This is a genomic window from Myxococcota bacterium, from assembly GCA_035498015.1.
Lineage (GTDB): Bacteria > Myxococcota_A > UBA9160 > SZUA-336 > SZUA-336 > VGRW01.
Window position 1 is genome coordinate 1 of sequence record DATKAO010000061.1, and the last position, 15,448, is coordinate 15,448.

The window sequence follows — 15,448 nt, forward strand, 5'->3', positions numbered from 1 at the left end:
TCGATGAATTCGTCGAGCTCGACGAGATACGCGGCGATGTCGCGCGGGATGTCGAAATTCATGGCGGGCCTCCCGGGATACGGCTGAGTTTGGCCGCCATCTTGCCACGATCCGGGAGCGGTTTTGGACCCCGGGCCGCCCCTTCGCGAGCGCGCCCGACGCGCTCGTGGTCACGGTCGAGCCGGCGGGCGGCCGCGCGCAGCCGACCACGCCGCCGGTGGTGGCCTGGCCGGCCGGCGCTCCCTAGCTCACGCGCGGCAGGACCTTGGTCCAGAACCGTTCGATCGACCGCAGCTGGATCGCGTTCGGAATCAGCGAGATGTAGTTCCAGGCGAAGATCCACTGGGTCGGCAGGCGCTTCTGCAGCGCCTCGAGCTGGCGAGTCACCGTGTCGGGCGAGCCTACCAGCGCCAGGCTGGTGGCGAAGAAGTCCTCGATCATCGGGCCGCCATCGGGATCGGCGAGCCCGTGGTAGAAGCCGAACGGCTCGAACCAGGCCGCGGCCACGAAGGTGCTCGACTGGCGCCAGAGCGCCTGCGCCTCTTCGTCGCTGTCGGCCACGATCACGTCGCGCAGCACCCCCACGCCTTCGCCCAGCGGCCGGCCCGAGACCTCGGCGTAGAGCTCGAACAGCGCGAGCTCGCGCTTGGGGTGGAGCGGCGGCAGGACCGCAGTGACTCCCTGCTCGGCGCACCAGCGGATGCTGCGCTCCGACGACGCGAAGGGCTGGAACAGCGGGGGGTGTGGCTTCTGCACGGGCTTGGGCACCACCGACACCGCCTTCACCACGCCGTCGCGCACGCCGCCGCCGTACTTGGCCGTGGCCTCGAGCGTCCAGGGTGTCTCGCCGGCCGGGACGCGCCAGAAACGGCCGTCGACTTCGAGAAAATCCTCGGTCCAGGCGCGCTTCACGATCTGGAAACACTCCTCGAACGCGAGGCGGTTCGCCTCGTCGATCGCGTCGTGCTGGTGCGGCAGCGCGCCGTGAATGCCGTGGGTCTGCTGGGCCATGATGTCGACCCAGCGGCGCTGGTAGCCGCGCGCGAAGCCGGCGTTCGCGCGCCCGCCGGTCATGCGGTCGAGCATGGCGATGTCTTCCGCGACGCGCAGCGGGTTCTGCGAGGGCAGCACGATGCCGAGCTGGCCCACGCGGATGCGCTTGGTCTGCAGCCCCACGAACAGGTCGAGCAGCACGGGGTTGTTGGAGAGCTCGAAGCCCTCCACGTGGAAGTGGTGCTCGGTGAAGCTGATCGAGTCGTAGCCCAGGTCGTCGCCCAGGCGCGCCTGCTCGGACAGGTCGCGCAGCATGCGGTCGTACGCCGCACCCGACAGACCCACCCGGCCGGCCTCGATCTCCGCTCGCGAACCGACGGTCGGCAAATAGAACAGCGAGACCTTCATTCGCGACTTATTCTACGCGCACAGGGAGAGGAGATTTCCAATGTCGTCTCGGACCATTCGTTTCGCAGCTCTTTGGGTCGTGCCCTGCGCGGCCCTGGCCTTCGGCACCGCCTCCGCCGCCACCAAGAAGCCGGCGGACGTGAAGGAAGTCTGCCAGAAGGACGTGATGAAGAAGATCAAGGCCAAGCACGGCGGCGCGCACGACATCCAGCTCACGATCTCGCGCGAGTGGCAGCAGTCCAGCACCGAGAGCGGCGTGGGCGGCACGGGCTCGCTGAAGGCCGCCAACAACAGCGGGCGCGAGTTCGAGTGGACCTGCGTGTACGACACCACCAAGAACAAGGTGGTGAGCGTCGACTTCGACAAGCCGAAGAGAGACAAGGAAAAGAAGTGACTCGCGCGGCGGCCTGGCTTGCCGTCGCCTCGCTCGCGCTGCTGACCTGCACGCAGGAGAGCCAGAACCGCCTGGGCCGGGCCATCCAGAACTGGACCGGTGACGACGGGGTGCTCGACGTCTACGGCGCAGACAAGCTGCTCCTGCGCTTCATCAAGATCGACAAGCTGACCACCAGCCTCGGCACGGCTCACTCGAACGAGGAGCCGCGTCCGTACCGCTACGGCTGGGGCGTGCTCGACGAGAACCAGAACTACAAGGTCGACCCGGGCGAGAAGAAGGTCTACTTCGAGATCAGCGACTACTCGACGAACTACGTGTTCTACGAGAATCCGCGCGACTGACGGGCGCGCCCAAACCGCCCCGGATGTGTTAATAGGGGGGCGCAACCGGGGTGGACCATGCTGGGCCGTTTCCTACCGAAGAAGACCGAGTTCTTCGCGCTCTTCTCGCGCCATGCGCAGCTCTGTGTAGACGGCGCGCGGCTGCTCGCCGACCTGCTCGACGCGCCGGCCGGGGCCAAGGACCGCTACGACAAGATCCACGCGGTCGAGCACGAAGCCGACCGCGTGTGTCAGGAGACGATGGAGACGCTGCACAGCACCTTCGTCACGCCCATCGACCGCTCCGACATACACACGCTGTCCAGCCGGCTCGACGACATCATGGACCACATCGAGGCGACCGCGCAGCGCGTGTGGCTGTACGAGATCGAGAGCGCCACGCCCGAGGTGGTCGAGATGGGCAAGAACCTGGTGCGCGCGACGGAGTCGCTGCGCGCGGCGGTCGACGCCCTGCCCAAGCAGCTCGACCCCGCGCACGTGCGCGCGCTGTGCGCGGAGGTCAAGGCGGCGGAGAAGGAGAACGACCGCGTGCTGCGCCGCGCCACGGCGCGGCTGTTCAAGGAAGAGACCGACGCGCGCCGGCTGATCAAGTGGAAGGAGATCTACGAAGACGTCGAGCGCGCCGTCGACCGCTGCGAGGACGTGGCGAACGTCATCGAGGGCGTGGTTCTCGAGAACAGCTAGATGGAACCGCTGCTCATTGCGGTCGTCGTGGTCGCGCTGGCGTTCGACTACACGAACGGCTTCCACGACGCCGCCAATGCCGTCGCCACGGCCATCTCGACCCGCGCGGTGCCGCCCAACCTGGCGCTGTTCGCGGCCGCGGTGCTGAACGTGCTGGGGGCGCTGGTGTCGACCAACGTGGCGGCGACCCTGGCCAAGGGCATCGTGAGCGTCGGTGCAGTCACTCCGCCGGTCATGTTCGGCGGACTGGTCGGCGCGATCGCCTGGAACCTGCTCACCTGGTGGTGGGCGCTGCCGTCGAGCTCGAGTCACTGTCTGATCGGCGGCGTGTCGGGCGCGGTGCTGGCCACCTCGGGCCGCTCCGAGGTGCTGTGGTCGGGCATCTTCGAGAAAGTGCTGATTCCCACGCTGTGCGCGCCCTTGATCGGCTTCGCGGTGGGGATTGCGCTCATGGTCGCGATCCTGTGGATCTTCCGGCGCGCGCACCCCGGCGTGCTGCAGCGCCGCTTCCGCCGCGCGCAGCTGGTGTCGGCCTCGTTCATGGCGTTCAGCCACGGCTCGAACGACGCGCAGAAGACCATGGGCGTGATCACGCTGGCCTTGTTCTCGGCCGGAGCGATCGCCACCACCGAGGTGCCCCTGTGGGTGAAGCTGGCCTCGGCGCTCGTGATCGGCCTGGGCACTTACTCGGGCGGCAAACGCATCATCCGCACGCTGGGCATGCGGCTGGTGAAGCTCACCCCGGTGCACGGCTTCGCGGCCGAGACCGCCGCGTCGGCCGTGCTCCTGGGCACCGCGCACTTCGGCTTCCCGGTCTCGACCACGCACGTGATCTCGACCTCGATCATGGGCGTCGGCGCCACCCAGCGGCTCTCGGCCGTGAAGTGGGGCCTCACCCGTGACATCCTGGTGGCCTGGGTGCTGACTCTGCCGGCGGCGGGGCTCGTCGGCGGGGCGTTCGCGCTGTTGTCGCAATTCGCGTTCGCCAAGTAGGTAGGAGTAGAGGGAGTGGACAGTCTCGATCTCTGGGGCATGGCGTTCGTCTTCATGCTCGCCACGTTCATCGGCTTCGACGTGATCCGGAACGTGTCCCGGCTGCTGCACACGCCGCTGATGTCGCTCACCAACGCGATCTCGGCGATCGCGGTCGTCGGGTCGATCATCATCGCGGGCGAGCAGAAGACCACGTTCTCGACGGTGCTCGGCACGATCGCGGTCGCGGCCTCCATGACCAACATCGTCTCCGGCTTCCTGATCACCGACCGCATGCTGCGCATGTTCAAGCGCCGCGAGCCCGGGCAATGACTCCAGAGCTGGTCGAGCATCTGACCCAGGGCGCGTATCTCGCCGCGGCGGCCCTGTTCATCTTCTCGCTGCGCTGGCTGTCCCGCCCCGAGACCGCGCGGCGCGGCGTGCTGGCGGGTGTGCTCGGCATGGCGGCCGCGATCCTGGGCACGGTCGTCCACCCCGAGATCGCCCACTACGAGTGGATCGCGATCGGCGCGGTGGTGGGCACCATCATCGGCGTTCCGCTCTCGCGCGTGGCGCTCACCGCGGTGCCGCAACGGACCGCGCTCTCGCACGCATTCGGCGGTCTCGCGGCCGGCCTGGTCGGCACCGCGAAATACAGCCTGTGGCTGGGCGAGGGCCAGCTCACCGGGTTTCGCATGCTCGCGATCGCGGTCGAGATCATCCTCGGCTTCCTGACCTTCACCGGGTCGCTCATGGCGGCGGGCAAGCTCCAGGAAGTGATTCCCACCCGGCCGATCACCTACCGCAACCAGAACTTCATCAACCTGACCCTGCTCGCGATCGCGATCGGCTCGGGTCTGTGGCTGGTGGTCGACCCGACCCAGTGGCAGCTCTTTCCGGTGATCATCGGCCTGTCACTCCTGTTCGGCGTGCTCCTGATCATTCCGATCGGCGGCGCCGACATGCCGACCGTGATCTCACTCTTGAACTCGTACGCGGGTCTCTCCGCGGTGGCGATGGGCTTCGTGCTCGAGAACAAGGTGCTGATCATCGCGGGCGCGCTCGACGGCTCTTCGGGCTTCATCCTGTCCGTGATCATGTGCCGCGCGATGAACCGCTCCTTCACCAACGTGCTGTTCGGCGCGTTCGGCCAGGTGCAGACGGCGGCCGTCGCCGGCGAGCAGAAGCCGGTGAAGAGCGCCACCCCGCAGGACGCGGCGGATCTGCTCGAAACCGCGAGTCAGGTGGTGATCGTGCCCGGCTACGGCATGGCGGTGGCGCAGGCGCAGCACCGCGTGCACGAGCTGCGCGACCAGCTGGTGAAGCGCGGCATCCAGGTCAAGTTCGCGATCCATCCCGTGGCCGGCCGCATGCCGGGTCACATGAACGTGCTGCTCGCCGAAGCCGAGATCCCGTACGACGAGCTGGTCGAGATGGACGACATCAACCCCGACTTCCCGCAGACCGACGTGGTGCTGGTGGTCGGCGCGAACGACGTCGTGAATCCGGCCGCGCGCCACGACAAGGCCAGCCCGATCTACGGCATGCCGATCCTCGACGTCGACAAGGCCAAATCGGTGATCGCGATCAAGCGCTCCATGAATCCCGGCTTCGCGGGCATCGACAACGAGCTCTACACCGCCGACAACACGGTCATGGTGTTCGGCGACGCCAAGGCGGTGATCGGCGACGTGGTGAAGGCGCTGACCGGGGGCAGCGGCATCCACTGACTCGCGGCGGCTCAGAAGAAGAAGTGGACGCCCACGCCGAAGAATTCGATGCGCCGGTCGAAGAACTGGCCGTTGGGTGAGAAGCCCTTGTAGTACTCGCCCAGCAGCAGCAGCCGGCGGCTCTTGAACACCTTCTCGTTCTCGAACTGGAAGCCCGCGCGCACCGAGTAGTCGGTCGCCCAGTCCTGCTCCTCGTTGCGCTTGAAGTCGGCGGCCGCGACCGGGCGCAGCCAGCCGAAGAACGCGAGCGGGCTCTTGAGCTCCACGCCGGCCTGCACGTACTTGCGCTTCAGCTGACTCGGGTCGCGATCGAACAGGTAGCCGCCGCCGAGATACAGGCGCCCCCAGTCCCACAGGTCGACCGACGGAAAGAAGTCCAGGGCCTCGTACGACAGGTTGATGCGCTGCACGTCGCCGTGGTCGAGCAGAAACTCGTCGCCCAGGTGGGAGCTCTGGTGGTACACGCGCAGCATCGCGGAGAACCAGCCCCAGCGCGCCGAGATCGGCAGGCCGAAGAAGTAGTCCGCGTTCACCAGGTCGTGTGACTGGGAGTCCAGGTCGAAGATCGAGAACACCGCCGCCTGGAAGCCGACGTCCCAGCGGCCCTCGGCCGGCAACGGCCCCTGCAGGATCGGCAGCGTGCCGCCGAAGTTCGCGCTGCCCACGTTCCCGAGCAACGGATCCTTGTGGTAGGCCTGATACTCGGCCGAGAAGCGCGGCCAGCGCACGTCGGCGATCAGCGGGTCGAACAGCGAGCGCGTGGGCAGGAAGGTGTAGCCGGTCGCCTCCTCGCGCGCGCTCACCGGAGTGTCTGGCGTGGGCGCGTTCGGCTCGTCGCCGCTCGCCGCATTGCACAGCCAGAAGCAGACGAGTGACACGACCAGACGACTGACGTTCCGCATGGCGTTCGCGGTGAGCAGCATTCGTGCCAGGCCACTCACTGGCAGCGGCGGTCGCGCGCTGCGCGCGGATCGGGTTTGTAGAAATTCCCAGGCTCGCGCGGCCGCGCCTGCGCAGCTGCCGCAGCGCCCGGCACGGGGCTTGCTCGAGCGGTGCTCGTTCCTCGGAGGGAACGAAGGAGTCGAGATGCTCTACTGGTCTCTCATGTTCCTGGTGATCGCGCTGATCGCCGGCGTGCTGGGCTTCGGCGGGATCTCCGTCGCCGCCGCGGGCATCGCGCGCGTGCTCTTCTTCGTGTTCCTGGTCGTGTTCGTCGTGAGCCTGATCGCGGGCTCGGGCGTGATGCGCTCGCCCTGATGCGCGCGTGATAGGCTGGGCGCGTGACGGCGCTGCTCGCCTTGGCCGCTGCCGCGCAGTTCGCGCTGCGCTCGTCCGCGTTCGCGGAGGGCGCGGCCATTCCCGCGCGCTTCACCTGTGAGGCCGGCGACGAGTCTCCCCCGCTCTCGTGGAGTAGCCCGCCGGAAGCCACGAAGTCACTCGCGCTGGTGGTCGACGACCCCGACGCGCCCGATCCGGAGGAGCCGAAGCGCACCTGGGTGCACTGGGTGATCTACGACCTGCCGGCTTCGGCGCGCGGGCTCGGGACCGGCGGCGCGCTGCCCGAAGGGACGCTGCGCGGCAAGAGTGACTTCGGCGAAGGGCGCTGGCGGGGGCCCTGCCCGCCGATCGGCCGCCACCGCTACTTCTTCAAGCTGTACGCGCTCGACGTGGCGCTCGGCGACCGCGGGTCACTCACCAAGGCCGAGCTCGAGCAGGCGATCCAGGGCCACGTGCTGGCCAAGGCCCAGCTCATCGGCACCTACCAGAAGACGCACCGCTAGTCAGCGCAGGCGGTCGGTCAGGTCGGAGAGCCGGCGCGCCAGGATCTCGTTCAGGTTGCGCATGACCGTCGACGCGATGCGCGGGTAGCGGCGCCGCAGGCGCTGCAGGTTGTTGGGAGTGAAGCGCAGGAGCCGCGCGTCCTTGGCCACGTCGACGTTGGCGCTGCGCTCGCCGGTGAACAGACCCACGTCGCCGATCACGTCGCCGCGCGACGACGAGCGCAGCTCGATCGGCCCGGTCGGCCCGTCCTTCCAGACGCGCAGCGCGCCGTCGACGATCACGTACATCTCGCGGTCGGTCTGGCCCAGGCGCATGAGCGGCTCGCCCTCGGGCACGCTGCGCAGGTTGGCCATCAGCGCGACGATCCGGCACTGCGCCTTGCTGAGCCCGCGGAACAGCGGGATCGCGACCTGCGGGTCGTCGCCCAGGTCGAGCGTGAGCGTGTCCCAGAGAGTCACGATGCGCAGGCCACCGCACAGCGCCGGCGTGAGCGTCATCTCGACCAGCACCGAGAAGCCGAGCGTGAACGCGCCCATGCCGCCCACCTGGCGGTACGAGAGCAGGTCACTCCACGACAGCATCAGGAACCCGACGCACAGCGAGATCGTCGAGTACAGCACGGGCCGGCCCACCGAGCGCAGCACCGAGATGGTCGCGCGCCGCTCGTCGGCCAGGCGCTTGGCCTCGGGGTTGAAGCGCGCGAAGTAGTGGATCGTGTCGTCGATCGCGACGCCCAGCGCCATGGGCGCGATGATGCTGGTCGCGAAGTTGAGGGTGATGCCCGTGAGTCCGAGCGCGCCGAAGTACACGGCCACGGGAATCACGTTGGGGAGCAGCGCGACCACGCCCAGGCGGAACGACAGGAACATCACGCACAAGAGCGCGTAGATCATGATCAGCGCGCCGATGATGCTCTGCACCTGACCCCAGATCAGGTTGTCGACCACCTGGGTCATCAGGATCGAGTTGCCCGTGACCTGGCCGTGCAGCCCCGGGGGGAGCTGCTTCAGCCGTGTCTCGATGCGGTTCACGAGCGACATGACGAGCTCGGTGTCGAACACCGTCGAGCGCACCTGGATGTTGGTGAGCTGGTAGCGCGCGTCGACGTAGCCCTCGAGCTCGTCGCTGGCGCCCAGGAACAAGAGCTGTCCGGTCAGTCGCTCGGTCTCGGGCACCGAGAGATAGCCCGGGTCGTTCTCGTGGAAGGCGCGGTTCAAAAGCTTCACGAAGTCGACCAGGCCCGTGCAGCCGCCGATCTCGGGCTGGTCGTCCAGCCAGTCCTGGAGTGACTCGAGCGCGCGCAGGTTCTCCGGCTGCTTGAAGTTGGCCTCGCCGTCGGCCTGCACGACCACCTGGAAGGCGTTCGCGCCGTTGAGCTTCTCGTTGACCGCGTCGAAGTCGCGGCGCTGCTGCGCGCGCTCGGGCAGGAAGCGCAGGCTCTCGTTGCCGACCACGAGCCGCGTGGCCGCGACACACGAGAGCACCGAGACCATGGCCCAGAAGAAGTAGATGGCGCGCTTGTTGCGCAGGTCGAACTCGGCCAGGCGCACCATCAGCTGACCGAAGAAGCTCTCCTCGTCGGCCTCTTCGGCACGCGCGAGCCGGCGCGGCCGGCCCAGCACCGAGAGCAGCGCCGGGGTGAGCGTGAGCGACACGATCAGGGTGGCCAGCACGCCGACCACCGACATGTAGCCGAACTCCTGGATCGCCTTGATCGGCGTGAGCACCTCGGAGTAGAAGCCGGCCGCGGTGGTCCCACCGGTCAGGAGCGCGGCGAGCGTGACTCCGTGCAGCACGTGGTGGACCGCGTGCGCGGAGCTCGAGCGGCGGTCCTCGCGCAAGACGTCGTAGTACTCCGAGATCACGTGCACCGAGTACGCGACGCCCAGGATGATCAGCATGGGCGGCACGAGCACGGTGGTGAGCGTGAGCTCCTTGCCCAGCCAGGCCTCGAAGCCGAGCGTCCAGATCAGCGCCACGAACACGGCCAGGAGCGGCAGGAGGGTGCCGCGCAGCGTGCGGAACGAGAGCGCCAGCACGATCGCGAGCGCGCCGACCACCATCGGGATCGCGTCGCGCAGATCGCCGAGCTGGTAGCGCACCTGCGCGACCTTGAGGTGCGGCCCGCCGGTCACGTACACGTTGACCGGGCCGGCCTCCTCGCGCGCGATGCGGTCGATCTCGTCGTCGATGCCCTTGTCGATGAAGTCGCGGTCGGAGAAGTCGAGAAACTCGACCACGATGGCTGCGGTCTTCGCGTCCTTCGAGATCAGGTTGCCCGCGTAGATCGGGTTGCCCAGCGCCTCGTGCTTCAGCGTCGCGAGCTGCCCCGGGTCGGTGGGGATGTCCTTCACGAACGGCCGGACGTCGATGCCGTCCTCGGTGCCTCGCACGTTGGCCACGTTGGTGATGGCCACGACGTGGTGCACGCCCTCGACGCGCGCCAGACGGTCCGACATGCGCTGAATCCGCGACAGCACGTCGTGCGTGAAGATGTCGTCGGCGGAGAGCGCGACGACCATGGTCTCGTCGCTGCCGAACGCCTTGCGCACGTAGTCGTAGAACGTCCGCCCGGGCTGGTTCTCGGGCAAGAGACGGTTCGTCGACATGTCGACGTCCAGGCGCAGCCGCCGGTGTTCGAGGTCGACCAGCGGCGCCGCCAGGAGCACCGTCACGGACGCGATCGCGGCCAGCACCCACCAGGGGTGGAACGCGATCAGGCGGAAGGCTCGTTCCAAGCGCTCCTCCCTCTATAGTGGGCGCTCTTTCGAGCGCCCACTATAAGGGAAGTTCGAGCGACTCCGCGTTACGGGTTGACCGTGAGATCGACACCCAGCCCGAAGCCGGAGTTGTCACCCCAGGTCAGCGAGTCGGGGATCGGCGCCACGATCAGGTACTGAGCGCCGGCCGGGACCGTCAGCGTCGCGCCGCTGGTGACCGCGAAATCCTGCGGGATGTCGGTCGGGACCGAGGTGCAGATCGGGAAGATCAGACACTTCAGATACGAACCGGTCGTGACGTTCGTGCCCGCCTCGATCGCGCCCGGAATGCGGTTGCGCTGGTTGTCCTTCTTCACCTCGTTGGTCGAGCTGAACACCGCGCCCACCTTGGTGGCGTTGCCATCGCGCAGCTCCGTCTTGTCGTCGTAGGTGCCGACGCGATCGATCCGGAGCGTGCTGCCCGGCGCAGCGCCGAGGTCCGCCAGCTTGATGATCGTCGGCGGCTGCGGGTGGTCGACGCCGCCCGCGAGCAGGTAGCTGCCCTTCGAGTTCACGCCGTAGAACAGGTCGTTGCCCTCTTCCGCGAAGTGCTGCGCGCACCCGCCGCCGATCGGATCGAGCGTGAGAGCGGGATCGAACACCGGCGCCGTCGACTCGTTGGTGACCGCGATGCTCAGGCTGAACGTCGCCGGCGCGTCGAGGATGGTCGTGTCACCCACGAACGACGCGCTGGTCGCGAACAGGCCGTCGGAGTTCCCAGTGACTGCCGCGTTCAGGAGCTGCGAGATCCCGACGCCGTTCAGCGGGAAGGTCGCCTGCTGCGAGATCGGCGACGGTGGAACCGCCAGGAGATCCGCGATGCGCGCGGTCGCGAGGATGTTCAACCCGATCGTCGTCGAGCCCTTGCTGTTCAGGATGTCGAGGTTGATGGTGCCGCTCGACGGGTTGGCCGGGCTCTGCCAGATACACACGTAGCCGAGCACGCCCTCGCCGAGCCCGGCGATCCGGATGTCGTCCACGTTCACGGTGCCGTTCACCGGGCCCGGCAGCGTGCTGGTGTCGAGCACGATCCGCCCCAGGAAGCCGCCCTGGAGCTCGGTGATGTTGAACACCGCACCCGCCAGCGCGTCGGTCGTCACCTGACCCGAGCTCTGGTCGCCGATGATCTTGACCCAGCTCCGAATGGTCAGATTGCCGCAGCCAGTCGCCATCAGCGCAGCCGCGCAGACAGCCAAAGTCACCGCTCGCATACGAGCCTTCATGCGAAGTCCCTCCTGCGGGCTTTTTACACGAGCGATTTCTGAAAGGGAAGAAAAAAAGAAGACGAGGTTTTCAATAAAAGTTCAGAAGCCCGTTGCTCGCAGAAGTAGCTCTCGCATCATGGGGCGGAGCTGCGCCAGCTCGGTCTGGCGGCCCTCGCTGTAGTAGCGGATCGAGAGGCCCTCGATCCCGGTCAGCACAAGCTCGATGCGCGCCCGGTCGGGCGGGTGGGTCATCGCGCCGCTCGCGTGCATCTTATCGAGCTCGCTCACGATTCCGTCCGCGATCAGGTTCACGCAGCGGCGTCGCTCGGCGCGCACGCGCTCGCCTGCCGGGCCGCCCAGGCGCTCGAAGTCGATGGTCGTGGCGGCGGGGAATCGCTCGAAGAACGCCTGCAGCGCCTGGTCGCAGCGCTCGACCGGACCGCGCGTGCGCTGGGCGATCTCCATCAGCCGGGCCACGAACCCGCGTGCCTGGGTCATGAAGATCTCGGCGACGAGCTCGTCCTTGGACTCGAAGTGGTCGTAGAACGTGCGCGACGACATCCCGGCTTCCCCGACGATGTCCGACACGGTCAGCTTCTCGCCGTTGGTGCGGTCGAACGCCCGGATCGCCGCCTCGACCAGCCGCTGGCGCTGGCCCGCGCGCGGGAGCGGGGGCCGGCCGCGCGGCCGCTTCACGGGGGGCAGGCTGGGCTCGTTCATGGCGCGTCCACCATACCGCGCTTCGAGGCGATGGTGAAACAGCCCGGGCCGAGCGCGCGTGAGAGCGCTCGCGGAGCCAGCAGCGCGGCGGAGACCCCGAAGGCGATCAGAACCACCGTGAGCGCGTAGTCGCGCGCACCGCCGGGGGTCCAGATGGTGAACAGGTAGTGACCCACGGCCGGGAAGCCGAGCGCTGCCACCAGGGGCATTCCCGCGATCAGCCCACGCCAGCTCCGGTCGAGCCTCGGGAAGGCCCACGCCAGCGCGAGCCAGACCGCGAAGGTGATGGCGAGGTCGGGCAGGAGCGCCTGCAGCGCGATCAGCGAGTACACCGTGGCCAGCGCCTGGCGCTGCACCGGCGCGGGCAGGTTGCCGTTGGCGATCACGCTGGGGACGAGCAGCACGCTCGCGAACAGCGCGAAGCCGGCCAGCAGCATCCCCGCCGAGACACACAGCCAGACCGACGCGCGCAACAGCCAGAGCATGCCGCTTCCGCCTACCGGCAGTGTCTGCCGAGCTCGCTCACCTGGAAGCTGCGCGGGTCGACCTGACCGTCGACCTCGAGGTCCTCGACCGCGATCACGGTGCGCGTCTGATCGCGCACGTCCTTCATCTCGACCTCGGTCGGCGCGTGGATGCCGTTCTCGGAATACATGGCGTCGGGCTTGGCGACCAGCACCTTGCGCAGGCGCTCCGTGCCCTCGTACGACTCACTCTTCAGCACCACGCAGGTGTCCTTGTCGATGAAGTTCAGCACCTTGGAGTACGCCGACGCCTGCGCGTCGGTCGGCTTGGACTGCACCACGTAGACGGCGCGCCCGTCGAGCGTGTCGTCGGGCAGGCGCTCCGTCGACTCGGGTCGGTTCAGCTGCATGAAGCGCTGCATGTCCTCGTAGGTGAAGTCGGTGCCGAAGAGACTCCCGCCCGCGCCGTCGCCCGAGACGCGCTTCGCCTTCCGGAACTCGGTCGTGTACAGGAAGTTCTGCGGCGGCTCGCCCTTCACCTCGATCGACAGCACCTCGGAGCCGCGCATCTCGGGCGGCTGGCTGATGCACAGCTTCCCGCGGCGCGTGCCGTCCTCCATGGTCGTGGCCAGGATCTTGCCCCGGAACTCGCGCGAGCCGCCGATGCGGTCGTAGGAGGTGAAATGCACCGTCTGCACGCTCGACTTCTTGGGAACGTTGCGCTTCAGGCAGTCGCGCACGGCCGCGATGTCGTTCTGCGCCCCCGCGAGCGGCGCAAGGAGGACGAGAAACAGCGCCGCAACCCACCGGTTCACCATCGGGCTGCCATCTTAGCGGAAGGCCGGATTTGTGAGGGCCGAGCGCAGGCCGACCGCAGCACTGGCGACGGGATGGCCGCGAAGGTAAAAAGCAAGCCTCCGGGGGAGGTCGCGTGAGAGGTGAACCGCACGTCGTGCGGCCGCGCATGCTCCTGCGCGGTCGACTCACGATCGCCGCGGGCGTGTTGGTGTTGGTCGTGGTCGGGTGGGCGCTCGGGCCCAGCGAGCGCGGCATCGCCGCTACCCACGGCCGCCCGGACGGCCTGCCCGAGGTGAGTGCGCTGCCGCACGGGGCGGATGCCGACGGCGAGCCCGGGAACCCCGACGCGGCCGAGCCCACGCTGCCCGCGCCCGTGCCGCCACCGGCGCGCCCGGCCGAGCCGGCGGCGCCGCCCCCGGCTCCGTCGGCCAGCGCGCGCAACGCCCCCGAGGCCGTCCTGCGGCGCGTGCCGATCCCGCCGCCCGGCGGCGTGGGGCGCGGCGTGCCGAAGCTGGTCGCGGCCGGCGCCTCGCTCCAGGTGACTCGCGGCCAGCGCATCGTCGAGAGCGTGCCGGCCTCGCCCGAGAACGGCATTCCCGGTCCGCTCAAGGTCGAGTACACGCTCGACGCGGGACTCACCGACGCGGTCTACGACATCTTCGCGCGCGGGCGCGTGAAGCTCGGGCTCGCCGTGGTGCTCGACCCGGCGACGGGCGAGGTGCTCGCCTACGCGGGCACCGACCCGCGGCGCATGCCGGCGAGCGAGCTCTACCCCGCGGCCTCGCTGGTCAAGGTGGTGACCGCCTCGGCCGCGCTGCAGAACGTGCCGGGCGTCGCCAACCGCACGTGTCACTTCGTGGGCAGCCCCTATCGACTCACTCCTGCGCGGCTCAACCCGCCCTCGCGCGGCACCGAGATCACGCTCGAGCGCGCGCTCGCCACCTCGAACAACCAGTGCTTCGCGCAGCTCGCGGTGAACGACCTGGGCACGAGCCGCCTGCTCGAGACCTTCCGGCGCTTCGGCCTCTTGCAGTCGCCGGGCCCCGGTCACTCGCCCGGCGAGGCCGACGAGCCCGACGGCGACCGCTTCGCGCTGGGCAAGCTCGGCTGCGGGCTCGCGGGCCTGCGCATCACGGCGCTGCACGCGGCCGAGATCGCCGCCACCCTGGCCACCGGCAAGCGCGTGGCGCCGCACTGGATCGCGCGCGTGACCGACTCCGCGGGCCGCGAGCTCGCGCTGCCAGCGCGCGGCGGCCCGGAGCCGGTGCTGCCCGCGGCCACGGCGGAGCAGCTGCGCGACATGATGGTCGAGACCACGCTCTCCGGCACCGCGCGCCGCGCCTTCCACGGCGTGTACGGCCGGCCGCTCCTGCGCGAGATGACGATCGCGGGCAAGACCGGGAGTCTCTCGGGCAAGGCGCCGCCCGGCCGCTACGAGTGGTTCATCGGGCTCGCGCCCGCCGACCACCCGAAGATCGCGCTCGCGGTGCTGGTGGTGCAGCAGCGCCGCTGGCACACGACCGGTTCGATGGTCGGCGCGCAGATCTTCAACGCGATCTTCTGCAGCGGCGGCGTGTGTCGCGTCGACCGCGCCGACCAATGGCTCTCGGCGCGGACTTCTTCCCGGCGCAGCTTCGATTGAGGTAGCATCGCCGCGTGCCCGTCGAGGAAGGCAAGAAGGCGCCCGCGTTCACGCTGGTCGACGCCGACGGCAAGAAGGTCAAGCTCGCCGACTACGCGGGCAAGAATGTGATCCTCTACTTCTACCCGCGCGACGACACGCCCGGCTGCACCAAGGAAGCCTGCGGCTTCCGCGACCTGTGGGGCGAGATCGGGAAGAAGAACACGGTGGTGCTGGGTGTCTCGCCCGACGGCGGGCCGGCGCACCAGAAGTTCCGCGCCAAGTACAAGCTGCCCTTCCCGCTGCTCTCCGACCCCGATCACTCCGTGATGGAGAAGTACGGCGCCTACGGCGACAAGGTCCTGTACGGCAAGAAGACCCGCGGAGTGATTCGCTCGACCGTCTGGATCGGACCCGACGGCGTGGTGCGCAAGCACTGGAAGCGCGTGCCCAAGGCCGACGAGCACCCCGCGCGCGTGCTGGAAGCGCTCGAGGCTGGAGGCGTCTGAGCTGGAGGCCCGTCGCGCCCGAAGGGCGCCCGCTCGGCGACGGACGGCGGGGATCGGCTTCGCGT

17 protein-coding genes are annotated in these 15,448 nt (G+C 68.7%); 10 read left to right on the forward strand and 7 right to left on the reverse strand.

Annotated features, from left to right (window positions below):
• Positions 1 to 243: 243 nt before the first annotated feature.
• Positions 244 to 1,401: an LLM class flavin-dependent oxidoreductase gene (locus VMR86_04915; protein HTO06379.1), complete on the reverse strand. Its 1,158-nt coding sequence runs from the start codon at positions 1,399 to 1,401 to the stop codon at positions 244 to 246.
• A 40-nt stretch (positions 1,402 to 1,441) separates the two neighbouring features.
• Here VMR86_04915 and VMR86_04920 point away from each other — a divergent pair, with 40 nt between their 5' ends.
• Genes VMR86_04920 through VMR86_04945 form a run of 6 tightly spaced genes read left to right on the forward strand, consistent with a single transcriptional unit; the run spans position 1,442 to position 5,525 of the window.
• A complete protein-coding gene (locus tag VMR86_04920; GenBank protein HTO06380.1) occupies positions 1,442 to 1,795 on the forward strand; it encodes a hypothetical protein in 354 nt (117 codons plus the stop codon).
• Positions 1,792 to 2,139, forward strand: coding sequence for a hypothetical protein (locus tag VMR86_04925; GenBank protein HTO06381.1), 348 nt, complete (start codon positions 1,792 to 1,794; stop codon positions 2,137 to 2,139). Before VMR86_04920 ends, VMR86_04925 begins: the two co-directional genes overlap by 4 nt.
• A gap of 57 nt (positions 2,140 to 2,196) precedes the next feature.
• Positions 2,197 to 2,823 carry a DUF47 family protein gene (locus VMR86_04930; GenBank protein HTO06382.1) on the forward strand — a complete coding sequence of 209 codons (627 nt, stop codon included), beginning with the start codon at positions 2,197 to 2,199 and terminating at the stop codon, positions 2,821 to 2,823.
• The gene (locus VMR86_04935) at positions 2,824 to 3,816 is read left to right on the forward strand and encodes an inorganic phosphate transporter (protein HTO06383.1); all 993 of its coding nucleotides are present in this window, start codon (positions 2,824 to 2,826) and stop codon (positions 3,814 to 3,816) included.
• Positions 3,817 to 3,855: 39 nt separating this feature from the next.
• A complete protein-coding gene (locus tag VMR86_04940; GenBank protein ID HTO06384.1) occupies positions 3,856 to 4,128 on the forward strand; it encodes an NAD(P) transhydrogenase subunit alpha in 273 nt (90 codons plus the stop codon).
• On the forward strand, positions 4,125 to 5,525 hold the full coding sequence (locus VMR86_04945) for an NAD(P)(+) transhydrogenase (Re/Si-specific) subunit beta (protein HTO06385.1): 1,401 nt from the start codon (positions 4,125 to 4,127) through the stop codon (positions 5,523 to 5,525). The genes VMR86_04940 and VMR86_04945 overlap by 4 nt, the downstream gene beginning before the upstream one ends.
• An 11-nt stretch (positions 5,526 to 5,536) precedes the next feature.
• Here the strand turns inward: VMR86_04945 and VMR86_04950 are convergent, their stop codons facing one another.
• The gene (locus VMR86_04950; protein ID HTO06386.1) at positions 5,537 to 6,448 is read right to left on the reverse strand and encodes a DUF1207 domain-containing protein; all 912 of its coding nucleotides are present in this window, start codon (positions 6,446 to 6,448) and stop codon (positions 5,537 to 5,539) included.
• Between the two features lie 163 nt (positions 6,449 to 6,611).
• Here VMR86_04950 and VMR86_04955 point away from each other — a divergent pair, with 163 nt between their 5' ends.
• The gene (locus VMR86_04955; GenBank protein HTO06387.1) at positions 6,612 to 6,782 is read left to right on the forward strand and encodes a DUF1328 domain-containing protein; all 171 of its coding nucleotides are present in this window, start codon (positions 6,612 to 6,614) and stop codon (positions 6,780 to 6,782) included.
• A 23-nt stretch (positions 6,783 to 6,805) separates the two neighbouring features.
• Positions 6,806 to 7,306 (forward strand): YbhB/YbcL family Raf kinase inhibitor-like protein, encoded by a 501-nt coding sequence (locus VMR86_04960; protein ID HTO06388.1) that lies wholly within the window; start codon positions 6,806 to 6,808, stop codon positions 7,304 to 7,306.
• Here the strand turns inward: VMR86_04960 and VMR86_04965 are convergent, their stop codons facing one another.
• The 5 genes from VMR86_04965 to VMR86_04985 all read right to left on the reverse strand — a co-directional run bounded on the left by VMR86_04965 (position 7,307) and on the right by VMR86_04985 (position 13,273).
• Entirely contained in the window at positions 7,307 to 10,045 is a 2,739-nt protein-coding gene (locus tag VMR86_04965; GenBank protein HTO06389.1) for an efflux RND transporter permease subunit, read from the reverse strand. It lies immediately after the preceding gene.
• Between the two features lie 68 nt (positions 10,046 to 10,113).
• The gene (locus VMR86_04970; GenBank protein ID HTO06390.1) at positions 10,114 to 11,238 is read right to left on the reverse strand and encodes a hypothetical protein; all 1,125 of its coding nucleotides are present in this window, start codon (positions 11,236 to 11,238) and stop codon (positions 10,114 to 10,116) included.
• A gap of 132 nt (positions 11,239 to 11,370) precedes the next feature.
• A complete protein-coding gene (locus VMR86_04975; GenBank protein HTO06391.1) occupies positions 11,371 to 11,991 on the reverse strand; it encodes a TetR/AcrR family transcriptional regulator in 621 nt (206 codons plus the stop codon).
• The gene (locus VMR86_04980; GenBank protein HTO06392.1) at positions 11,988 to 12,476 is read right to left on the reverse strand and encodes a hypothetical protein; all 489 of its coding nucleotides are present in this window, start codon (positions 12,474 to 12,476) and stop codon (positions 11,988 to 11,990) included. The genes VMR86_04975 and VMR86_04980 overlap by 4 nt, the downstream gene beginning before the upstream one ends.
• Positions 12,477 to 12,487: 11 nt before the next feature.
• Positions 12,488 to 13,273, reverse strand: a complete 786-nt coding sequence (locus VMR86_04985; GenBank protein ID HTO06393.1) for an outer membrane lipoprotein-sorting protein — start codon at positions 13,271 to 13,273, stop codon at positions 12,488 to 12,490.
• A 113-nt stretch (positions 13,274 to 13,386) separates the two neighbouring features.
• On the opposite strand from VMR86_04985, the gene VMR86_04990 reads away from it, so the two are divergent.
• Together VMR86_04990 and VMR86_04995 are read left to right on the forward strand one after the other, a co-directional pair.
• On the forward strand, positions 13,387 to 14,895 hold the full coding sequence (locus VMR86_04990) for a penicillin-binding transpeptidase domain-containing protein (protein HTO06394.1): 1,509 nt from the start codon (positions 13,387 to 13,389) through the stop codon (positions 14,893 to 14,895).
• A 14-nt stretch (positions 14,896 to 14,909) separates the two neighbouring features.
• A complete protein-coding gene (locus VMR86_04995) occupies positions 14,910 to 15,383 on the forward strand; it encodes a peroxiredoxin (protein HTO06395.1) in 474 nt (157 codons plus the stop codon).
• Positions 15,384 to 15,448 lie beyond the last annotated feature (65 nt).

Coding starts and splice junctions, on each gene's coding strand:
- VMR86_04940 (HTO06384.1), top strand. CDS start 3,856: ATGGCGTTCGTCTTCATGCTCGCCACGTTCATCGGCTTCGACGTGATC.
- VMR86_04915 (HTO06379.1), bottom strand. CDS start 1,401: ATGAAGGTCTCGCTGTTCTATTTGCCGACCGTCGGTTCGCGAGCGGAG.
- VMR86_04980 (HTO06392.1), bottom strand. CDS start 12,476: ATGCTCTGGCTGTTGCGCGCGTCGGTCTGGCTGTGTGTCTCGGCGGGG.
- VMR86_04920 (HTO06380.1), top strand. CDS start 1,442: ATGTCGTCTCGGACCATTCGTTTCGCAGCTCTTTGGGTCGTGCCCTGC.
- VMR86_04970 (HTO06390.1), bottom strand. CDS start 11,238: ATGGCGACTGGCTGCGGCAATCTGACCATTCGGAGCTGGGTCAAGATC.
- VMR86_04945 (HTO06385.1), top strand. CDS start 4,125: ATGACTCCAGAGCTGGTCGAGCATCTGACCCAGGGCGCGTATCTCGCC.
- VMR86_04930 (HTO06382.1), top strand. CDS start 2,197: ATGCTGGGCCGTTTCCTACCGAAGAAGACCGAGTTCTTCGCGCTCTTC.
- VMR86_04985 (HTO06393.1), bottom strand. CDS start 13,273: ATGGTGAACCGGTGGGTTGCGGCGCTGTTTCTCGTCCTCCTTGCGCCG.
- VMR86_04950 (HTO06386.1), bottom strand. CDS start 6,448: ATGCTGCTCACCGCGAACGCCATGCGGAACGTCAGTCGTCTGGTCGTG.
- VMR86_04935 (HTO06383.1), top strand. CDS start 2,824: ATGGAACCGCTGCTCATTGCGGTCGTCGTGGTCGCGCTGGCGTTCGAC.
- VMR86_04975 (HTO06391.1), bottom strand. CDS start 11,991: ATGAACGAGCCCAGCCTGCCCCCCGTGAAGCGGCCGCGCGGCCGGCCC.
- VMR86_04955 (HTO06387.1), top strand. CDS start 6,612: ATGCTCTACTGGTCTCTCATGTTCCTGGTGATCGCGCTGATCGCCGGC.